Genomic DNA, 19,226 nt, shown 5'->3' with positions numbered 1-19,226 from the left:
TAAATCACTATTCCTTACCTAAAAAATCATGGCTTAAGTAATAATTATTATCCAATTCCCAGCCCAAACTTGTTTTCTGGCCATGTCCTGGATATATTACCAGATTTCTATCCATTTTTCTTATTTTTTTTAGGGAATTTTTAAGCTCCCTGCTGTCTCCCCCAGGCAAATCTGTCCTGCCCGCTGCCTGTTTAAACAAAAGATCCCCGCAGAACAACCATCCATTACCGATAATAGATATACTGCCGGGGGTATGCCCGGGAGTATGCAGTATTTCCAGTCCCAACCCGGCAAAAAATTTTACCGCCTTGCTGTCAATAATTTTATAATCGTTTACCCTGTAGGCCTTTTGGGCTACCATCAATGATAGATTAAAATCACAATCTTTTAAGTATCTTTCTTCTTGCTGATGAATATAGAAGTCTATTTCATATTTTTCGAGCAGCTGATTTACAGCGCCTATATGGTCATAATGACCATGAGTGTTGATTATGGTTAAAGGATTAAGTCCTTTGCTGCTTAAATATTTCTCTATTTCTTCAAATCCTGATCCTGGATCAATTATGATAGCATTATTATCAACATCTACTATATAGCAGTTTACAGCAAAAGATCCCAGGGTGAGTTTATCTACTTTCAATTCTTCTTTTTTCTAGGTAATATTCTAAAAACATCATATACTGAATCAATAAGCTTTAGGTTTCTAATAATATCTTTCAGTATATATTTATTGCTTATTTCTATTAGAAATCTAAATCTTGCATGCCCTATCTTATCTACATTAAGGGTGCTGGCACTCACTATATTAATATCATACTCCCCTATCACATTGGTAATATCCCTTAAAAGCTTGGTCCGGTCCAATGCATCAATCTGGATTTCGGCATTAAACTTATGTGGCGCTGATTTATCCCATTCAACCTCTATAAACCTCTGCTCATCCATCTTGGAAAGATTATTTATATTAGTGCAATCTTTTCTATGTACGGTAATACCTTTTCCGCGAGTAATATATCCAATAAGCTTATCTCCCGGTACAGGATTGCAGCACTTGGCAATAGTTACCAGGACCCCATCCATACCCTTTACCTTTATGCCTGTTTCAGGTTTTTGCTTCCTCTCTTTTTGCGCAATATCGTCAGTGGTTATCTCTTTTTTGGGTTCAGACTGGTTTAATTTTTTAATAATCTTGGTGAACACCTGATGAGGTGAAACCTTATGTGAACCAATGGAGCTAAACAACTTTTCACTTTTATCAAAATTCATTTCCCTGGTTACTTCATCCATGGTTTCGGCAGGTATATTTTTAAAAGACAGTTTGTTTTTTCGCAGTATTTTAGCCAGTATTTCCCTGCCGGCATTATAGGTTTCCTGCCTTTGTTCCCGGTTAAACCAGTGCTTTATTTTATTTCGTGCGCTCGAGGTTTTAACTACATTCAGCCAGTCCCTGCTGGGACCCTTGGGTGACTTGGAAACAATAATCTCTACTATATCCCCATTATCAAGCAAAGTCTCTATGGGTACCATTTGTCCATTTATCTTGGCGCCAATACAGTTATGCCCTATATCGGTATGTATCTGATAGGCAAAATCTATGGGAGTTGAGCCTCGGGGCAGATTAATTACCTTGCCCTTGGGAGTAAATACAAAAACCTCTTCTTCAAACAGATCCAGTTTAAGCGACTCCATATAGTCTTCAGGATCTTTAAGCTCTTTTTGCCAGTCCAGTATTTGCCTTATCCAGGTAATTCTTTTATCAAATTCACTTAATTCAAGACTTCCTTCTTTATACTTATAATGGGCAGCTATGCCGTACTCTGCAAGTTTATGCATTTCATAGGTCCTGATCTGAATTTCTATTGGTTTGCCCTTATAGCCAATTACAGTAGTGTGCAATGATTGGTACATATTGAATTTTGGATTGGCAATATAATCCTTAAACCTTCCGGGAACCGGTTTCCACAAAGAATGAATAGTTCCCAGAACACCATAACAGGTCTTTAGGTCATCAACCAGTACCCGGATAGCCATGAGATCATAAATATCATCAAACTTCCGGTGCTGTTTAGTGATTTTATTATAAATGCTGTAATAATTTTTATTCCTTCCGCTGATTTCTGCACTTACCCCCAGTTGTTTTAATTTCAGGCTTACCTCTTCAATAGCTTTATCCATTAAGTCTTTTCTCTGGGATACCTTCTCTTTGGTCATATCCGATACAAGCTTGTATTGTTTGGGGTACAGCCATTTAAAGCTGAGGTCTTCCAGCTCTGATTTTATCTGAAATATACCCAATCTATGAGCAATAGGTGCATAAATCTCCATAGTTTCTATGGCTTTCAGCTTTATCTTTTCCTTGCTCATGCTGGAAATGGTCCTCATATTGTGTAAACGGTCTGCCAGTTTAATCAGTATTATTCTCACGTCCTCAGACATGGCAATAATCATCTTTCTTAAGTTTTCTACCTGTCTTTCTTCCTTGCTGTGGAAGACTATTTTGTCCAGCTTGGTTAAACCGTTAATTATGTTTGCAGTTTTTTTGCCAAATTCTTTTTCTATTTTCTGCAAACTTATATCCGTATCCTCAACCAGGTCATGCAGCAGCGCAGCAGTAATAGAAGTCTGATCCATCTCCATATCCGCCAATATAAAGCTTACTTCCAGGGGATGAATAATAAACGGCTCCCCTGATTTCCTAAGCTGGTCCCTGTGGTTACGCTTGGCTATCTGATAAGCTTTTTTTAAAAGCGTTTCATCCACCCTGGGATTATAGCCTTTAATTTTTTCTAACAGGCGTTTGAATATAGAATCAGTGTCTATTTCCTTTAAATTTTGCTTATCTATTGTTTTTTCTTTTAATTTTTTCATGTTTTTTAAATGTCTGCCTGTTTATGCTATATTATAGAACATTTTAACCATAACCTAAAATATATCCAATATAACCAGCTGCAGCGCCTTATTACCATTCCATTCATTTTCCTGAAGGCAATACAGCATATCTATTTTCTTTTTTTTGCTTAAAGTATCTTTGACCCGGTCTGAAATTCTGAAAAATATAGCCTCCTTTGGAGTACCTTCCTGGCTGACCTTTAATTTTACATGTTTGCCTTGTTTTAAATACCTTATATCCTCAATCATACACTCCTTGCTTCTAAACACAGGTTTGGGATTGCCCGGGCCATATGGTTCCAGCAATATCAACTGCGACATCAGCTGGCCGTTTATCTGACTCAAACTTATTTCCACATCATACTTCAAACTCTTCTGCAGTTGTTTTTCCGATATCAGGCTGGAAGCAAGTTTTACTAAATCCCGGCTGAAGGCAGGGTATTTGTCTTTATGCATGGTAATTCCGCAGGCCAGCTGATGGCCTCCGAATTTTTCAAAATAATGATTTAAAGAAGACAGGATCTCATACAGATTAAAGTGGTCTATACTCCTGCCCGAGCCTTTTAATTTATCCCCCTTTTCCTTAAAAAGTATAACCGGTACGTTAAACTGTTTTACCAGGGATGAAGCCACTATGCCCAGTACACCTTCATTCCAGTGACTGGATTTATCCACAAATATTTTCTGTTCCACAATCTTTTTTTCAATATCTTTTTGGCCCAGTATCTGTTCCAGTATTTCTTCCTGTACTTTTTTCCTTTTCCGGTTAAACCCTTCCAGACTCTGTACCTTGCTCTCTACCCCGGAGCAGTCATTCTTTAGTATATCCAAACTGTTTGTAGCCGTTTCCAGCCTGCCTGCAGAATTTAACCTGGGCGCTATCACAAAACCTATATCATAGGTATTTAAATTACTTTTCTTCCCCAGAGCCTCATTCAGTAACACCGCCAGACCCCTATTTACAGTCTTCTCCATGACCTGTAGGCCTCTCTTTACCATTATCCTGTTTTCATCTACAAGGGGCATGACATCAGCTACAGTAGATATAGCTACCAGATCAAGAAGCTGGGTAAGATAACCGGGCCCAAACCGGTTTCTAACCGGTGTATCTGCCCTCCTGAGCATATTAACTATGAATTTAAAGGTAACCCCGGCACCACTTAGCTGCCGGAAGGGGTACTTGCTTGGAGACAGTTTGGGATTGATAATCAAATACCGGTCTGATTGTATATGGTCTGATTCTTCTGTGGGCTCATGATGGTCACATACGATTACATCAAAAGAACTACTTCCTTTTTCTACAAAATCTATAACCTGCCGGCTGTTGGTCCCGCAATCAACACAGATTAGCAGGTTGTATTTTTTTTGCTTATCTAAACTTTTTACAAATTTCAGGCTTATATCATATCCCTCATCAAATCTGCTGGGAATATAGGTATCTACATCCAGCCCCAATTGTTTTAAAAAATTATAGATAAGACCAACACTAACCACGCCATCAGCATCGTAATCGCCAAATATCAGTATCTTTTCTTTATTATTTATGGCTTCAAGCATCCTCTTTGTAGCTTTATCTATGTGGGGAAGTTTTTCTGGATTATGTAAATTTTTAAGGGAGGGTTTTAAAAAAGATTGGATTTGTTTATGGCTTGAAATACCCCTGTTGGCCAGAATCTGATATATTACAGGGCTGTATTGACTAATCTTATTTTCAGGTTTCTTTTCGCTTTCTCTTTGTACCCAGTTAGGCAATCTTTAATCCACGCCTATTTCTTAAATTTAGGAAATCTATTATTCCAGGTAACCAGAAACTGGCTGGCAATAAAAATTGAGGAATAGGTCCCGGTTATTATTCCCACGGTTAAAGCCAGGGCAAAATCTTTTAGGGCAGTGCTTCCTATACTCAACAATATTACAACCGGAATAAGGGTGGTAAAAGAAGTATTTAGCGACCTGGAAAGGGTTTTATTGATTGACTCATTAACCATCTGACCATAGCCTATTTTATTAGCATCAATTTTATTTTCACGAATCCTGTCAAAAACCACTATGGTATCATTTAAGGAATAGCCGATAATAGTCAGCAAAGCAGCTATGGTAGATGTATTTATTTCCCGGTGCAGGATGGCATAGACACCAAGGGTGATAAGGACATCATGAAAAAGAGCAAGTATGGCCGCGGCCCCAAATCTGAACTCAAACCTTATCCATACATATATAAGTATGCCCAGAATACTTATACCCATGGCAATAAGGGCCATTCTGGTAATCAGCTTTCCAAATCCAGGCATTACATTCCTGTCCTGCAGGGGCGGCCTCTCTACCCCAATCTCTTCATCCAGAGCATCCAGTATCTCATTTTTGGTCTCTATGTCCCTGATAGTGGTTCTTATTATAAACTGGTCACTTTCCGTTCTCTGCAAAATGGCATTACTGTGACCTATATCGGTCATAACTTCCCTAATCTGCTCTACTTCTACTTCCTGGTTGAATTTAACTTCCATCAGAGAGCCTCCCAGGAAATCAATACCCAGATTAAAACCTCCTCTGGCCAGTAACCCGATAATACCGGCAACAATTATGGCCATAGATATAAAATACCATATTCTTCTTTTACCTACGAAATTTATGTTGGTATCCCTCAGAATCAAGACTCACCCCGTTTTTTCCACATTCCCAAAAATTTAGGCGATGCTACCGGCCTGAACCCTGCCAGCATATAAATTATGGATCTGCTGAATACCAGGCTGGTAAGCATACTTATAACCACACCGATGCTTAATGTAACCGCAAAACCCCTTACCGGCCCGGTTCCAAACCTGTACAGAGCCGCAGCAGTTATAAGGGTGGTAATATTGGCATCTACAATAGTTCTAAGGCCGTGCCTGAAGCCTTCGTTTATAGACATTCGGGCAGACTTCTCCTTTTTTAACTCTTCCTTGATTCGCTCAAATATAATTACATTGGCATCAACCGCCATACCTATAGTAAGGATTATTCCGGCTATGCCCGGCAGAGTTAAAGCCGCCCCGATACCGGCCAGTATACCCCAGAATATTATTATATAAACTGCCAGATTGATTACCGATATCAAACCCAGACCCCGGTAATAGACAATCATAAAGATTACAATTAGAATAAGTCCGATAAATCCGGCATACAGCCCCTTGGTTAGAGCATCCCTGCCCAGAGTAGGGCCTACTGTTTTGTTTTCTTCTATTTCCAGGTTAACTGGAAGTGCTCCGGTTTGAAGCACCAATGCTATATCATTGGCCTCTTCCAGGCTGGTTATCCCTTCAATAACCGCATCCGAGGTTATGGCCGTATTTATAACCGGTGCTGATTTTATCTCTCCATCCAATACTATGGCCAGCTGCTTTCCTATGTTTTCGGCAGTTATCTCTGAAAACTGCTCCTGGCCTTCACTGGTAAAGCTCATGGATACTACAATCTGTCCATTGGAATTATATCCGGCCTGGGAACTGGCCAGCTTGTCACCGGTCATAAGTACCGGGCCCAGCTGCACCTCTCCTGTTTCAGCTACTGATTCTACTATCCTGAATTCCAGCTGCGCAGTTTTCCCGATAACTTCTATAGCCCGATCAGGGTCGCTTACCCCTGGCAATTGTACCACAATATTCTCCGAATAATCCCTGGTGATTAAAGGCTCGGAAATACCCAGGGCATCTATTCTGTCTCTGATTATAAACATAGCCTGGTTCAGGGATTCTTCGGTAACTTCCTCCGAACCCTGCTGAACCGGCTTAAGTATTAACTGGGTTCCACCTTTCAGGTCCAGCCCCAGCTGAATAGAAGATTGAAAAGGATAAGCATAATAAAGGCTAGCGCCTAATATTATCGCCAATATTACTATTATGGTGATATGGACCTTTTTGTTGCGCATAATTTATATTTAGCTTACTTTCTTGGATACTGCACTTTTACTAACTTTTACATCCACGCCGCTGGATAAAGTGATTATAAAGCTATCTTCCCTTACATCCTTTATCTTGCCGTAAAAACCGCCTACGGTTAATATCTCGTCTCCTCTTTTTACACTGGAAAGAAGATCCTGCGCTTTCTTGCTTCTTTGCCTTTGAGGCCTGATAAGCAGAAAATAAAAAGCTACTACCAGTACAATAAGCCAAATCCAGGTTCCATATTGAGCCAGAAAACCGCCAGCACCTTCTGCCGGTTCAGCTTCACCTTCAGTACCAGTGGTTCCCATAGGAATACATCCCACAGATACAGCACCAATAACCACAGCAATTGCTGCTATTAATAATATAGAGATAATTCTTCTTGATAATTTCATATACACCCCTTAACCATTTGTATAATTTTTTAAGCAAACATTAATATTATTAACATTTTTGCCAAATTTGCAAATACATATGTGTTATTTTTACTATTTTTTATAATTATGACTGAAATCCTGGTAAAAAGAGCTAAATTTCCCTCCCCTTATAGCCTGTTTAGCCTCATTTACCATATCAAACAGAAAATATACATTATGAATGCTTAACAGGATACTGGCAAGTATTTCTCCACTTTTATGTAAATGCCGGATATAAGCTCTGGAATAATTCTTGCAGGTATAACAACCACATTGCTTATCTAAAGGGTTCATGTCCTGTCTGTAGCAGCTATTTTTTATATTTATCTTCCCCAGCCTGGTAAAGGCACTTCCATTTCTGCTTATTCTGGTAGGAAGTACGCAATCAAACATATCCACACCCAGGCTTATGGCTTCCAGAAGTCCCAGAGGATCCCCCAGCCCCATAAAATATAGAGGTTTGTCCTTTCTTACATATTCAACGGTATAGGCCAGCATATCCATGGTAAGGTTTCTGTCTTCACCTACGCTTAAACCTCCCACAGCTATCCCATCAAAACCCATATCTGATATTGCTTCAGCACTGAAACGCCTTAGATCTTTGATAAAACCTCCCTGTACTACCCCAAATATTGCAGAATGGCTGTCTACACTCCTTCTCTTCTTCAGAGATTTTTGGGCCCAGTCAAGGGTCCTTTCAGCAGCCTCCCTGGTATAACTATAGTCTTCGGTAAATGGAATGCATTCATCTAAAACCATCATGATATCTGAGCCCAGGTCCAATTGGATCTCCACAACTTTATCGGGAGTGAAAAAATGAAAGGACCCATCAATAATGGATTTAAACTCCACCCCTTCATCCTGTACTTTTCTGATATCTCCCAGACTGAACACCTGAAATCCTCCACTGTCAGTTAAGATATTCTGTTTCCAGTTCATAAAATTGTGCAACCCGCCTGCTTTTTTTATAATTTCTATCCCTGGCTGAAGATACAGATGGTAAACATTGCCCAGTATCAGCTTACAGCCCATCTCATAAAGCTGTTCCACGGTCATTGCCTTTACTGTAGCTTTAGTGCCAACCGGCATGAAAACCGGAGTATCTACACTACCCTTATCCAGTTTCAGCAGACCGGTTCGTGCCTGGGTGTGAATATCTTTTTTTATTGTTTTAAAAATTTCCATTATCTGCCTAGTTTATCAGCATACAGTCCCCAAAACTAAAGAACCTGTAATCTTTTCTTTTAGCTTCCCGGTATGACCGAAGAATATAGTCTGTCCCCGCAAAAGCACTGACCATTACCAGCAGGCTGGATTGGGGAAGATGGAAATTGGTTATCATGCCATCAATTGCCTTAAACTGGTAACCGGGGTAAATATAAAGGGAAGTCTGTCCTTTATCTGCGGTTATTCTCTGGTGTTTTTCCATCACTGTTTCCAGTACTCTGGTAGTGGTGGTTCCCACTGCTATAATTTTTCCTCCCTTGTTTCTGGCCCCATTAATAATTCCAGCCTGATCCTGGTTTAGATAATAGTGTTCACTATGTATCTGGTGGTCTTCTATGTTGGATTCCCTTATAGGCCTGAAGGTATCTATTCCAATATCCAACCCAACATAAGCAAAAATAATTCCCTTAGCTCTCAGTCTGTCCATAAGTGAACCGGTAAAGTGCAGGCCGGCAGTAGGAGCCGCTGCCGAGCCTTCAATCCTGGCATAAACCGTCTGGTAATCCTTCTCTTCAATATGGCTGTTTTTAATATAGGGAGGCAATGGAACCAGTCCGTACTTTTCAAACAGAACCGGAACATCAGTATCAAACTCAACTACTGCTTTACCCTTATCCTTCTTATCCTTAACTACAAACCAGTGCTCACCTATATATACCCTGGTGCCCTCCTCCAGCCTTTTTGAAGGCTTAAGCAATACCAGGTAACTGTTTTTTTTTATTTTTTCTAAAACAAAACACTCTATTTTGGCCCCCGTGTTCTCTTTGGTGCCCATAAGCCGGCATTTCTGCACCTTGCTTTCATTTAACACCAGACAATCATTTGGTTTTAGATAATGACCAAGATTAAAAAAATAATCATGCCTGATATCTTTTTTTGATCTGTCCAGAACCATAAGTTTGGCCTTGTCTCTCTGGGCCAATGGTTTCTGGGCAATAAAGCGGGGTGGAAGGTTATAGGAAAACTTACTTATATCCATGGCTCTAAAACAGGCTGGGGTTTTCTTTTTTATCTATGCCGAAATGCTTGTAAGCCAGTCTGGTGGCTACTCTGCCCTTAGCAGTTCTCTTTATAAAACCAAGCTGAAGCAGATATGGTTCATAAACATCTTCAACCGTATTTACTTCTTCCCCGATGGAAGCAGCAATGGTGCCCACCCCTACCGGTCCGCCGCTAAACTTAAAAATTATGGTATCCAGAATCTTTTTATCTATAAGATCCAGCCCTAATTTATCTATTTCTAATTTTATCAGTGCTTTTTTAGCCAGCTCCTTATCAATTTTCTCCTGTCCGTACACCAGAGCATAATCCCGTACCCTTTTAAGTAAGCGGTTGGCAATCCTGGGAGTTCCCCTGCTTCTGCCGGCTATGGCTTCTGCACCCGAATCGCTTATTTGAAGCCCCAGTATTTTTGCAGATCTTTTGATTATGTTTACCAGGCTTTCATGTTCATAGTAGTCCAGCCTCAGGTTTACGCCAAACCTGTCTCTTAAAGGCGAAGCTACCAACCCAATCCGGGTAGTAGCGCCAATTATGGTAAAGGGGGCAATATCTATCCTGATTGACCGGGCTGAAGGTCCTTTTCCTATAATTATATCCAGTTTGTAATCTTCCATAGCCGGATACAAAATTTCTTCGACTGAACGGTTTAAACGATGAATCTCATCAATAAACAGCACATCAAAGTTTTCCAGATTAGTTAAAATAGCAGCCAGGTCTCCGGGCCTGTCTATTGCCGGGCCAGATGTAACCCTGAAATTAACATTCAGTTCATTTGCAATAATTTCTGCCAGACAGGTCTTGCCCAGTCCCGGAGGTCCGGACAATATTACATGATCCAGCGGCCTCTGCCTTTTCTTTGCAGAACTAATAAACACCATAAGGTTTTCAACAATCTTTTTTTGCCCTATAAAATCAGAAGTTAATCTGGGCCTTAGACTCTTATCCAGCTCCACATCTTCACTGGCATGTTTAGGATTTATGTCGCTTTCCTGTTTATCCTGGTCGATAATTTAAACCTCCTTTAAGGCTAATCTCAAGATGTCTTCCGTTTTCTGGTTTCCAATTTTATCCAAATTAATTTTTTTAAGAGCTTTTTCTATCTCCCCTGTATTGTAACCAAGGGATTTTAAGGCCTGCCTTACTTCCTCTACCCGGTTATCTCCAGCAACTTTGACCGTCAGGCCCTCATCTGCCCCGAATTTTTCACTCAGCTCCAGCAATATTCTCTCAGCAAGTTTTTTCCCTATGCCTGGTACCCTTTTTAACAAATCTACATCTTTGCTGGTTATTATATTCCTGATTTCCTGGGACCCGTATATGGAAAAAGCGCTTAATGCTATTTTTATTGATACCCCGCTTACCTCCAATAATTTCAAGAATACCTTTTTTTCATCCATTGAGCTGAAACCCACCAGATTAATAGCATCTTCTCTTACGTGGGTATATATATCCAGGGTTACCTCTTCTCCGGCCGGAGGTAGTTTTTCGAAGGTCCTGGCAGAAATTAAAACCTCAAACCCTATATCCCCTGCCTTCAGTATGATGCTTGAAGGGTCCTTATCTATAATTGTTCCATAAAGTTTTGATATCATCAGTTTTCTATTTTTGTTTTTTGTTTAAATTTATAGCTGTTGGCATGGCATATGCATAATGCCATAGCGTCCCAGGCATCATCCTTTTTGGGGAAAAAATCATCACTTTTGCCCAATATATTTTTTAACATAAATTTAATCTGTTTTTTAGTAGCCCGGCCATAACCAACAATGGCCTGCTTAACTTCCAATGGAGTATATTCAAAAATTTCCAAGTCATTAACACTGGCGGCCAGCAGGGAAACTCCCCTGGCCTGGCCTACTTTGATAGCGGATTTTGCATTTACGCTGAAGAAAATTTCTTCGATAGCCAGACAATGCGGCTGGTATTGTTTAATTACATCCACTATGGAAACAAATATTTTTTTTAACCTTTTATCTACTGTCTGGTTTCTTTTAGTAATAATATAGTCGCAATACAGTGGTTCCAGGTCATTGCTTTTGGCCTGCAACACACTTATTCCAGTAATTTCAAATCCCGGATCTATCCCTAAAATTATCAGTTTGCCTGCAGCCATTTATTGTGATTCTATTTCATTTAAAATATCATCTGGTATATCCAGATTAGAGGTAACATTCTGAACATCATCATGGTCATCAAGAGTATTAATTAACCTTAGAGCCTTAACCGCATCTTCTTTGCTCAATTCCACAGTATTTTTGGGAATCATATCCAGTTCGCTGGATTTTATATTAACACCGTTATCCTCCAGATAACTCTTTACTTTCATGAATTCCTGGGGATCAGCCTTTATAACCAAGCTATCGTCCTCTTCATCAATATCTTCGGCCCCTGCGTCTATAACATTTAGCATAAACTCTTCCTCATCCTTAATCGCAGACTTTTCTATCATGATAAGACCCATTCTTTCAAATTGCCAGCTAACACTACCACTTTCCCCCAGATTACCATTGTTTTTGCCGAAAATATTGCGTATGTCAGCCGCTGTCCGGTTCTTGTTCTCGGTCATTACTTCCACCAGCACAGCTATCCCTGCCGGGCCATAGCCTTCATAAACCACTGACTCGTAATTTACCCCCTCTATCTCACCTGTGCCCCGTTTTATTGCTCTTTCAATATTATCCTGGGGCATATTATATTCCTTGGCTTTAGCCAGTGCATTTGCTAAGGCAATATTATCCTTGGGGTCTCCGCTTGCTCCTTCTCTGGCTGCCACGGTAATCATACGGCTCAGTTTGCCGAACATATTGCCTCTTTTGGCGTCTTCTTTTGCTTTTTTATGTTTTATAGAATGCCATTTAGAATGACCTGACATGCTATGCCTCCCCTTTGCTATTTTTTACCATATCTACAAAATATTCATGAACTCTATTATCTGAACCCAGCTCTGGATGAAAAGAGCTTACCAGTACATTGTTTTTTCTGGCCAAAATTATATCATCACCATTTTTTGCCAGAACCTTAACCGAAGGACCCGCTTCCAAAATTCTAGGCGCCCTTATAAATATCGCCTTAAATTTCTTGCCGGCCGAAGGCTGGTTGAAATCAATATCCACATACTGCTCAAAGCTTTCAATCTGCCTTCCGTAAGCATTTCGTTTAACCACTATATCTATATAATTAAGGCCAAAAACTTCATCTACAACTTTTCTGGCAACCATTATCATTCCGGCACAGGTACCAAAAATGGGTTTCCCCTCCTGATAAAACCCGTCCAGTTTTTTCTTAAAATCATACCTGTAAAGCAGCTTATGTATAGTAGTGCTTTCCCCTCCGGGTATAATCAGGCCATCGGCCTTATCTAATTGCTCCGGCCATCTTATTTCAAAAGCTATTGCCCCGCTTTTATTTATTGCTTTAATATGCTCCCGGAAAGCTCCCTGCAGAGCCAGTACCCCCACAGCAGGCTTCATTTTACCATCCCCGGACTGACAGCATATCGTCTTTCTGGATAGATGCAGCAGCAATACCGTGCATAGCGCTTCCCAGGCCTCTGGACACCCTGGCCAGTACCTGGGGGTCATTGTAATGAGTAGTAGCTTCCACTATAGCCTGGGCCATCTTCATGGGATTTTCGGATTTAAATATTCCGGAACCTACAAACAGGCCGTCCATGCCCAGCTGCATGATCATAGCCGCATCCGCAGGAGTGGATATACCTCCTGCCGAGAAGTTTACTACCGGTAATTTACGGTTCTCGTGTACATACACTACCAGATCATAGGGCGCACCCATTTCTTTGGCCACGGTCATAAGTTCGTCCCTGGGCAATCCAGCTATCCTGTTGATTTCTCCAAATATTGCCCTCAGATGTTTTACTGCATGCAATACATCACCGGTCCCGGCTTCTCCCTTTGTCCTTATCATGGCTGCACCTTCCGCTATCCTTCTTAAAGCCTCTCCCAGATTATTTGCTCCGCAAACGAAAGGAACCTTGAAATTCCATTTATCTATGTGGTTACGGTCATCGGCGGGAGTAAGCACTTCACTTTCATCAATATAATCAATACCTATGGACTGAAGTATCTGTGCTTCCCCAAAATGTCCTATCCTTGCCTTAGCCATAACCGGTATGGATACTGCATCCATTATTTGCAGTATTATTTCAGGATCGGTCATTCTGGCCACACCGCCAGCAGCCCTGATATCTGCAGGTATTTTTTCTAAAGCCATAACCGATACTGCGCCTGCTTCTTCAGCAATCTTTGCCTGCTCTACAGTGGTGACATCCATGATGACTCCACCCTTGAGCATTTCAGCCAGTCCTGCTTTTACTCTTATTGTTCCCTTTTCCATATTTGAAAACACCTCCTATGTTTAGACCCCCACTCCCAAGGACATCTGCTCCAGCCTTTTTATCCTTTCTTCTACCGGGGGGTGAGTGTTAAATAAATTTTTAAAAAATCCAGCGGTCTTTTTTCCAACCGGGTTGGATATAAACAGATGGGCGGTTGCATTATTAGCTGTTTTTACCTTACTCTGCACACTTATTTTCCTTAAAGCACTGGCCAGCCCGGCCGGGTATCTGGTCAGCATAGCCCCGCTGGAATCGGCAAGGTATTCCCTGTTTCTGCTTACAGCCAGCCTTATAATAGTAGCAATTAACGGGGAAAGCAATATTAATATTACCCCCACTGCCACCAGCACCAGGGATAATACCCCTCCAGAACTTCTGCTGCTCCTCCTTCTTCCGCCAAAGAAAAAACTCCGGAGCAAAATATTGCTTATAATTGTAATCATCCCTACCAGCACTACTATTATAGTTCCCAGGAGTATATCATAATTTTTTATATGTGACAGCTCATGGGCGGCAACCCCCTTCAGCTCCTGGTCATCTAAATTTTCAATCAATCCGCGTGTAAATACAATCACGCTTTTCTCAGGATTTCTGCCGGTAGCAAAAGCATTCAAAGCAGAATCATCTATAACATAAATTTTGGGCCTGGGCATTCCGGCAGCAATAGACAAACCTTCAACTATATAATAAACCCTGGGATTTTCTTCTCTGGTTATGGGCTTTGCCCTAGTAAGGCCCAAAACAATTTTATCACTATTATAATAACTTGCAAAACTTATTATAACTGCAATAATTAGCGCAAACACCATAATAATTACCGAGTAGGTACTGCTAACCTGATAACGGTAATCAATATATATCCCTATAAAATAGCCTATGGCTGCAACAAAAGCCAGAAAGAAAGCAATTATGAAATAGGTTTTAACCCTGTTCTTACTTATTTCTTCATACAATTATGCCCACCCCTGAATCAGAACTCAACCTTTACCGGTCCTCTTGCGGATTCTTCTTCTATTTCAAAGTAATCCCTGTTTTTGAAATTAAAAATTCTTGCAAATATATTTCCCGGAAAAGTCTCTATCCTGGTATTAAATTTCATTACCGTGTCATTGTAAAATTGCCTGGCATAAGCAATATTGCTTTCTATGCCGTTAAGTTGCTCCATCAACCTGGAGAAATGCTGATCTGCTTTCAGGTCTGGATATCTTTCAGATAATGCAAACAATGATTTCAGGGTTCCGGTAATCTGATTTTCGGCATTTGACTGTTCCTTTACTGTACCGGCATTTATGGCTGTATTTCTGGCTTCTATCACTTTTTGCAGGGTTTCCTTCTCATGAGCAGCATAACCCTTTACCGTCTCTACCAGATTTGGTATTAAATCATACCTCTTTCTTAACTGTACATCAATTTGATGCCAGGCATTTTCTACCCTGTTTCTGATAGAAATAATGGAGTTATAGTAGCCCACTCCAACTCCTATCACTACCAAAGCTATAATTACCAATATAACAATCAGGATTATTATTCCCGGTAACATTTGTTCCTCCTATTTAGTTATTTTTTAAAAATTATAACATATTCAACCTATCATAAGTATAGAATGGAAGCCGGTATTAAAAGTTTTTAGGCCCGATTGTAATGTCTAAACTTTTTTACACAATAGTGTTTTTGTGGTATATTTTTTGCTATGATTTAAGCTATCTTACTGCAATGTTTATTTTGGAGGAATTTAATGAGCAATATAAGTGTGGACAAGAAGAAAGTAATAGGCCTGGTATCGGGAAATAACACTGGTAAAACCTCTCTGGCAGAATGTTTTTTATATAATTCCGGCGCAATAAACCGCCTGGGTAAAATAGAGAACAAGAACACTGTATCCGACTATGATCCTCTGGAAACCAATAAGGGGTTTAGCATACACTCCAGCATACTGAATTATGATTGGAACAACTTTCACATAAATGTATTAGATACCCCGGGTTATATTGATTTTATCGGCCAGGCTTTTGTCGCACTTAAAGTAATAGATGCAGCCCTGCTTTTAGTTGACCCCAAGTCAAGCGCCCAGGCTGCCACCGAAAGAATTATAAGAACCATTAAGCAGCAAGAAATACCTTCATTTTGCATAATAAACAAACTGGATCAGGAAAATGTGGATTTTCTAAAAACAGTAGAAGATATGAAAAAAAATTATGACATCAATCTGGTACCCATTACCATACCTTCCGGCGTAGGAGAAAATTTTTCAGGAATAATAGATCTTTTAAAAAATAAGGCTTTTGAGTATAAATCAGGCGATTTTAAAGGCCAGCCCGCAGATATTGATCAATCTTTAAAAAAGGATACTGAAGAGCATCACAGTGAACTGATTGAATCCATTATTGAAACCGATGACGAGCTTCTCAACAAGTATCTTGAGGGAGAAAAAATTGATGATAAAATAATTGCCCAGAATTTTAAAAAAGCGGTTGTGGAAGGAAAAGTAATACCGGTATTTGCAGTTTCTTCGGGAAAGAATTTTGGAGTGGACCTGGTTATGAACTATATTAACGAACTGTTACCTTCCCCCCTGGAGAGAAAGCCGGTAACCGCCAAAAAGATTGATGACCAATCTGAAATTGAGATTAAGGCCTCACCGGATGGGCCGGTATGCGGTTATGTATTTAAAACCATGGCAGACCCCTATATAGGTAAATTATCTGTTTTCAGGGTGTTTTCAGGCTCTATTGATGTAAACAACAGCTACTTTGTATCGGGGGCTAAGAAATCCTTTAAGTTTGGGAACCTTTTTTATCTGCAGGGAAAAGAGCAAACTGAAATTGAAAAGGCAGGCTGTGGAGATATCGCAGCTGTTTCCAAGGTTATGGAAATATCTAATGATGATACTATATCCACAGAGGAAAACCAGCTGCAGCTTACCCCGGTAGAATATCCCAAACCCACCCTTCCCAAGACAGTAGTTCCCCTGACCAAGGGGGATGAAGAAAAGATTAATAACGGCATAGGCAGATTAATAGAAGAAGACCCCACCCTCAGACAGGCGCTGGATACCGAAGTTCATCAGAATATAATCTGGGGTATGGGCGACATTCATCTGAATGTGGTAAAAGAAAGCCTTCAGAAAAAATTTGAGATAGGGGTAGAAATGCACACCCCGGAAGTGGCATACAAGGAAACCATAAAAAAAGGGGCAAAATCAGAATATAAATATAAGAAACAGTCTGGTGGAAGAGGACAATACGGCCATGTATTTATTGAAATAAAACCTTTGCCCCATGGCGAAGGATTTAAATTTGAAGATACCATATTCGGGGGAGCCATTCCCAAAGGCTATATTCCCGGAGTAGAAAAAGGCATAAGAGAAGCACTGCAAAACGGAATACTGGCCGGTTATCCGGTAGTAGATGTAAATGTAAACCTTTACGATGGTTCATACCACAGCGTAGACTCTTCGGAGATGGCATTTAAAATAGCTGCATCCATGGCTTTTAAAAAAGGAATGGAACAGGCATCACCCTGCATACTTGAACCTATAATGGAGCTTGAAATTACGGTACCCGAAGAATATATGGGAGATATTATTGGAGATATTAATTCCAGAAGGGGAAAAATTATTAACATGACTCCTAGTGAAAACCATACCCAGCTTATCAGGGCCTATGTTCCCCAGGCAGAAACCTTTAATTATGCAGTGGATCTTACATCAATATCACAGGGCAGGGGATTCTTTGGCCAGAAGTTTTCCCGATACGAAGAGCTTCCTTCACATATAGCAGAAAAATTAATAGAGGAACACAAACAAAAGGATGAAAAATAAATATAAAAAACTGGTACCATTTTTGGACCGATTTCCTTTCATAATATTTGTTCTGGTGGCCGGAATAGCCATAATTATCTTCCTGGTAGTAAATAGCAGCCTGAATTTAAGCCTGTTTAATGCCCAGCTTCCAGTAGAAGAAGAGGAACAAAGCTATGATGTATATATAACCTCTCCCAATGATGGAGATGTCTATGACTTTATTAATCAGAATGAAACTGTGCCTATAGAAATCAAGGCAAGACAGATTGAGAGCCAGAACTTCGAGGTTAATGTTTTGGTTAATGACCAGATAATTAAAACTTTTGCTTCTCCTCCTTACGAATTTAACTGGAACCCCCAGCAGGGTGGTGAATATCAATTGCTGATACAGGTGATAGATAAACAGGACCAGACAGTAGCGGTATCCAGCCAGATATCTTTCCTGGTAAACTATGAGCAAGCCCCCGATGAAGAGAAGATTATTAGTGAGGATATAGAGGAGAAAAAAACCAGGATACTTGCCAATAGCCAGTACCGTAAACAGAATGATGCCAGCGGAAAACCAATTTTTTCATATAAAGCCTATACCCCTCCTCTAATAGACGCAAGCATTGAAGAATGGGAATTATATGAAAAATTTTCCAATTTTGTACCAACTATAAAAAAAGAAAATTATACCAGCCATACCGACGTAAATGGAACTTTTTACAGCTGCTGGGATGAAGAAAACTTTTATTTTGCCATACAGATAATTGATGATGTTTTCAGCCAGAGTTATACTGGAGACCAATTAAATAATGGGGATAGCGTGGTTATTGTAATTGACACTAATCTGGTCGGGGATCTTCAGACTCAATTCTTAAACAATGATGACTACCAGATTGAGTTTTCTCCCGGCAACTTTGGCCAGATTCCTGCCGAAGCCTTTATGCGGTGGCCCACCAATGCTGCTCCACAGAGTACTGAAATTTCTTCTGCAAGATTGTCAAGTGGATACCTCATTGAAGCCAGTATTCCCTGGTATAATTTTACCAATTATACCCCTGCTGATGAGGATATATTGGGATTTACGGTTTCCATACTGGATACTGATAATCTGGAATCAACCGAACTGGTTATATCCTCCTCCAACCAATTTGATTTCAACAATGTGTTTACCCTGGGTAATCTGGTATTAATAGATGCCGGGGACCTTTTAGAAGAAGAACAGCAGGAAGATTCAGAACAGGTACAGCAATAACTTCTAAATCTTGTGCCAGTTTAAAATTGAATACTATTTAGATTAACTACCTCCAACAGAAGGATGCACCAATTAGATTGATTTCAACAATTGTGGTAAATATCAATAAAAAGGGCAATAAAATTCAGGCATTTCTATTAGGATTTTCTTTCCAGTCTCTCTATCCTGTTCTCCAGTTCTTCAATCTTGGACTTTCTTTCAAGTTTTTCAATAATAGACTGCCTTATAAACACAGAAGTAGCCATTGATTGATGCTTTGCTTCCGCTTTTGCTCTTTCTATTAGATCCTTTTCTATCTTGAATGAATGCATTACTTTTTTTTCTGTCATATTGATCACCAATTCTTATATTTATTTGCTTATAATTATATCATATAGAT

Annotated in this window: 19 protein-coding genes; 2 read left to right on the top strand and 17 right to left on the bottom strand. The window is 40.0% G+C overall.

Annotated elements, in window-relative coordinates; translation table 11 throughout:
- Positions 1-7: 7 nt before the first annotated feature.
- The 16 genes from K9H14_01555 to K9H14_01480 form a co-directional block, all read right to left on the bottom strand.
- Complete coding sequence (locus tag K9H14_01555; protein ID MCG9478877.1) at positions 8-640, bottom strand: MBL fold metallo-hydrolase; 633 nt, start codon at positions 638-640, stop codon at positions 8-10.
- The gene (locus K9H14_01550) at positions 637-2,868 is read right to left on the bottom strand and encodes a bifunctional (p)ppGpp synthetase/guanosine-3',5'-bis(diphosphate) 3'-pyrophosphohydrolase (GenBank protein MCG9478876.1); all 2,232 of its coding nucleotides are present in this window, start codon (positions 2,866-2,868) and stop codon (positions 637-639) included. The genes K9H14_01555 and K9H14_01550 overlap by 4 nt, the downstream gene beginning before the upstream one ends.
- Positions 2,869-2,922: 54 nt before the next feature.
- Positions 2,923-4,641 (bottom strand): single-stranded-DNA-specific exonuclease RecJ, encoded by a 1,719-nt coding sequence (gene recJ / locus K9H14_01545; GenBank protein ID MCG9478875.1) that lies wholly within the window; start codon positions 4,639-4,641, stop codon positions 2,923-2,925.
- A 14-nt stretch (positions 4,642-4,655) separates the two neighbouring features.
- Entirely contained in the window at positions 4,656-5,540 is an 885-nt protein-coding gene (secF, locus tag K9H14_01540; GenBank protein ID MCG9478874.1) for a protein translocase subunit SecF, read from the bottom strand.
- Complete coding sequence (gene secD, locus K9H14_01535; protein ID MCG9478873.1) at positions 5,537-6,793, bottom strand: protein translocase subunit SecD; 1,257 nt, start codon at positions 6,791-6,793, stop codon at positions 5,537-5,539. The genes secF and secD overlap by 4 nt, the downstream gene beginning before the upstream one ends.
- Before the next feature lie 9 nt (positions 6,794-6,802).
- Entirely contained in the window at positions 6,803-7,117 is a 315-nt protein-coding gene (gene yajC, locus K9H14_01530) for a preprotein translocase subunit YajC (GenBank protein ID MCG9478872.1), read from the bottom strand.
- Between the two features lie 180 nt (positions 7,118-7,297).
- Positions 7,298-8,410, bottom strand: a complete 1,113-nt coding sequence (tgt, locus tag K9H14_01525) for a tRNA guanosine(34) transglycosylase Tgt (protein MCG9478871.1) — start codon at positions 8,408-8,410, stop codon at positions 7,298-7,300.
- 7 nt (positions 8,411-8,417) lie between these two features.
- Positions 8,418-9,431 carry a tRNA preQ1(34) S-adenosylmethionine ribosyltransferase-isomerase QueA gene (gene queA / locus K9H14_01520; GenBank protein MCG9478870.1) on the bottom strand — a complete coding sequence of 338 codons (1,014 nt, stop codon included), beginning with the start codon at positions 9,429-9,431 and terminating at the stop codon, positions 8,418-8,420.
- A gap of 4 nt (positions 9,432-9,435) precedes the next feature.
- Positions 9,436-10,434 (bottom strand): Holliday junction branch migration DNA helicase RuvB, encoded by a 999-nt coding sequence (gene ruvB / locus K9H14_01515; protein MCG9478869.1) that lies wholly within the window; start codon positions 10,432-10,434, stop codon positions 9,436-9,438.
- 30 nt (positions 10,435-10,464) lie between these two features.
- Positions 10,465-11,046, bottom strand: coding sequence for a Holliday junction branch migration protein RuvA (gene ruvA, locus K9H14_01510; GenBank protein ID MCG9478868.1), 582 nt, complete (start codon positions 11,044-11,046; stop codon positions 10,465-10,467).
- Positions 11,046-11,549 (bottom strand): crossover junction endodeoxyribonuclease RuvC, encoded by a 504-nt coding sequence (gene ruvC, locus K9H14_01505; protein ID MCG9478867.1) that lies wholly within the window; start codon positions 11,547-11,549, stop codon positions 11,046-11,048. The genes ruvA and ruvC overlap by 1 nt, the downstream gene beginning before the upstream one ends.
- Before the next feature lie 15 nt (positions 11,550-11,564).
- Positions 11,565-12,323: a YebC/PmpR family DNA-binding transcriptional regulator gene (locus K9H14_01500; GenBank protein MCG9478866.1), complete on the bottom strand. Its 759-nt coding sequence runs from the start codon at positions 12,321-12,323 to the stop codon at positions 11,565-11,567.
- Between the two features lies 1 nt (position 12,324).
- Positions 12,325-12,921, bottom strand: a complete 597-nt coding sequence (pdxT, locus tag K9H14_01495) for a pyridoxal 5'-phosphate synthase glutaminase subunit PdxT (protein MCG9478865.1) — start codon at positions 12,919-12,921, stop codon at positions 12,325-12,327.
- 1 nt (position 12,922) lies between these two features.
- Positions 12,923-13,804 carry a pyridoxal 5'-phosphate synthase lyase subunit PdxS gene (pdxS, locus tag K9H14_01490; protein MCG9478864.1) on the bottom strand — a complete coding sequence of 294 codons (882 nt, stop codon included), beginning with the start codon at positions 13,802-13,804 and terminating at the stop codon, positions 12,923-12,925.
- Between the two features lie 21 nt (positions 13,805-13,825).
- Positions 13,826-14,758, bottom strand: coding sequence for a M48 family metallopeptidase (locus tag K9H14_01485; protein MCG9478863.1), 933 nt, complete (start codon positions 14,756-14,758; stop codon positions 13,826-13,828).
- Between the two features lie 17 nt (positions 14,759-14,775).
- Positions 14,776-15,345 (bottom strand): LemA family protein, encoded by a 570-nt coding sequence (locus K9H14_01480; protein MCG9478862.1) that lies wholly within the window; start codon positions 15,343-15,345, stop codon positions 14,776-14,778.
- Positions 15,346-15,540: 195 nt separating this feature from the next.
- Here K9H14_01480 and fusA point away from each other — a divergent pair, with 195 nt between their 5' ends.
- Positions 15,541-17,625, top strand: coding sequence for an elongation factor G (gene fusA, locus K9H14_01475; GenBank protein MCG9478861.1), 2,085 nt, complete (start codon positions 15,541-15,543; stop codon positions 17,623-17,625).
- Positions 17,615-18,847 (top strand): hypothetical protein, encoded by a 1,233-nt coding sequence (locus K9H14_01470; protein MCG9478860.1) that lies wholly within the window; start codon positions 17,615-17,617, stop codon positions 18,845-18,847. Before fusA ends, K9H14_01470 begins: the two co-directional genes overlap by 11 nt.
- 137 nt (positions 18,848-18,984) lie before the next feature.
- Here K9H14_01470 and K9H14_01465 read toward each other — a convergent pair whose 3' ends face one another.
- Positions 18,985-19,176, bottom strand: coding sequence for a hypothetical protein (locus K9H14_01465; GenBank protein MCG9478859.1), 192 nt, complete (start codon positions 19,174-19,176; stop codon positions 18,985-18,987).
- Positions 19,177-19,226 lie beyond the last annotated feature (50 nt).

Source organism: Actinomycetes bacterium (assembly GCA_022396035.1).
In the GTDB taxonomy this organism is placed as follows: Bacteria; Actinomycetota; Humimicrobiia; order Humimicrobiales; family Humimicrobiaceae; genus Halolacustris.
This window is presented reverse-complemented; position numbering and strand designations above follow the sequence as displayed.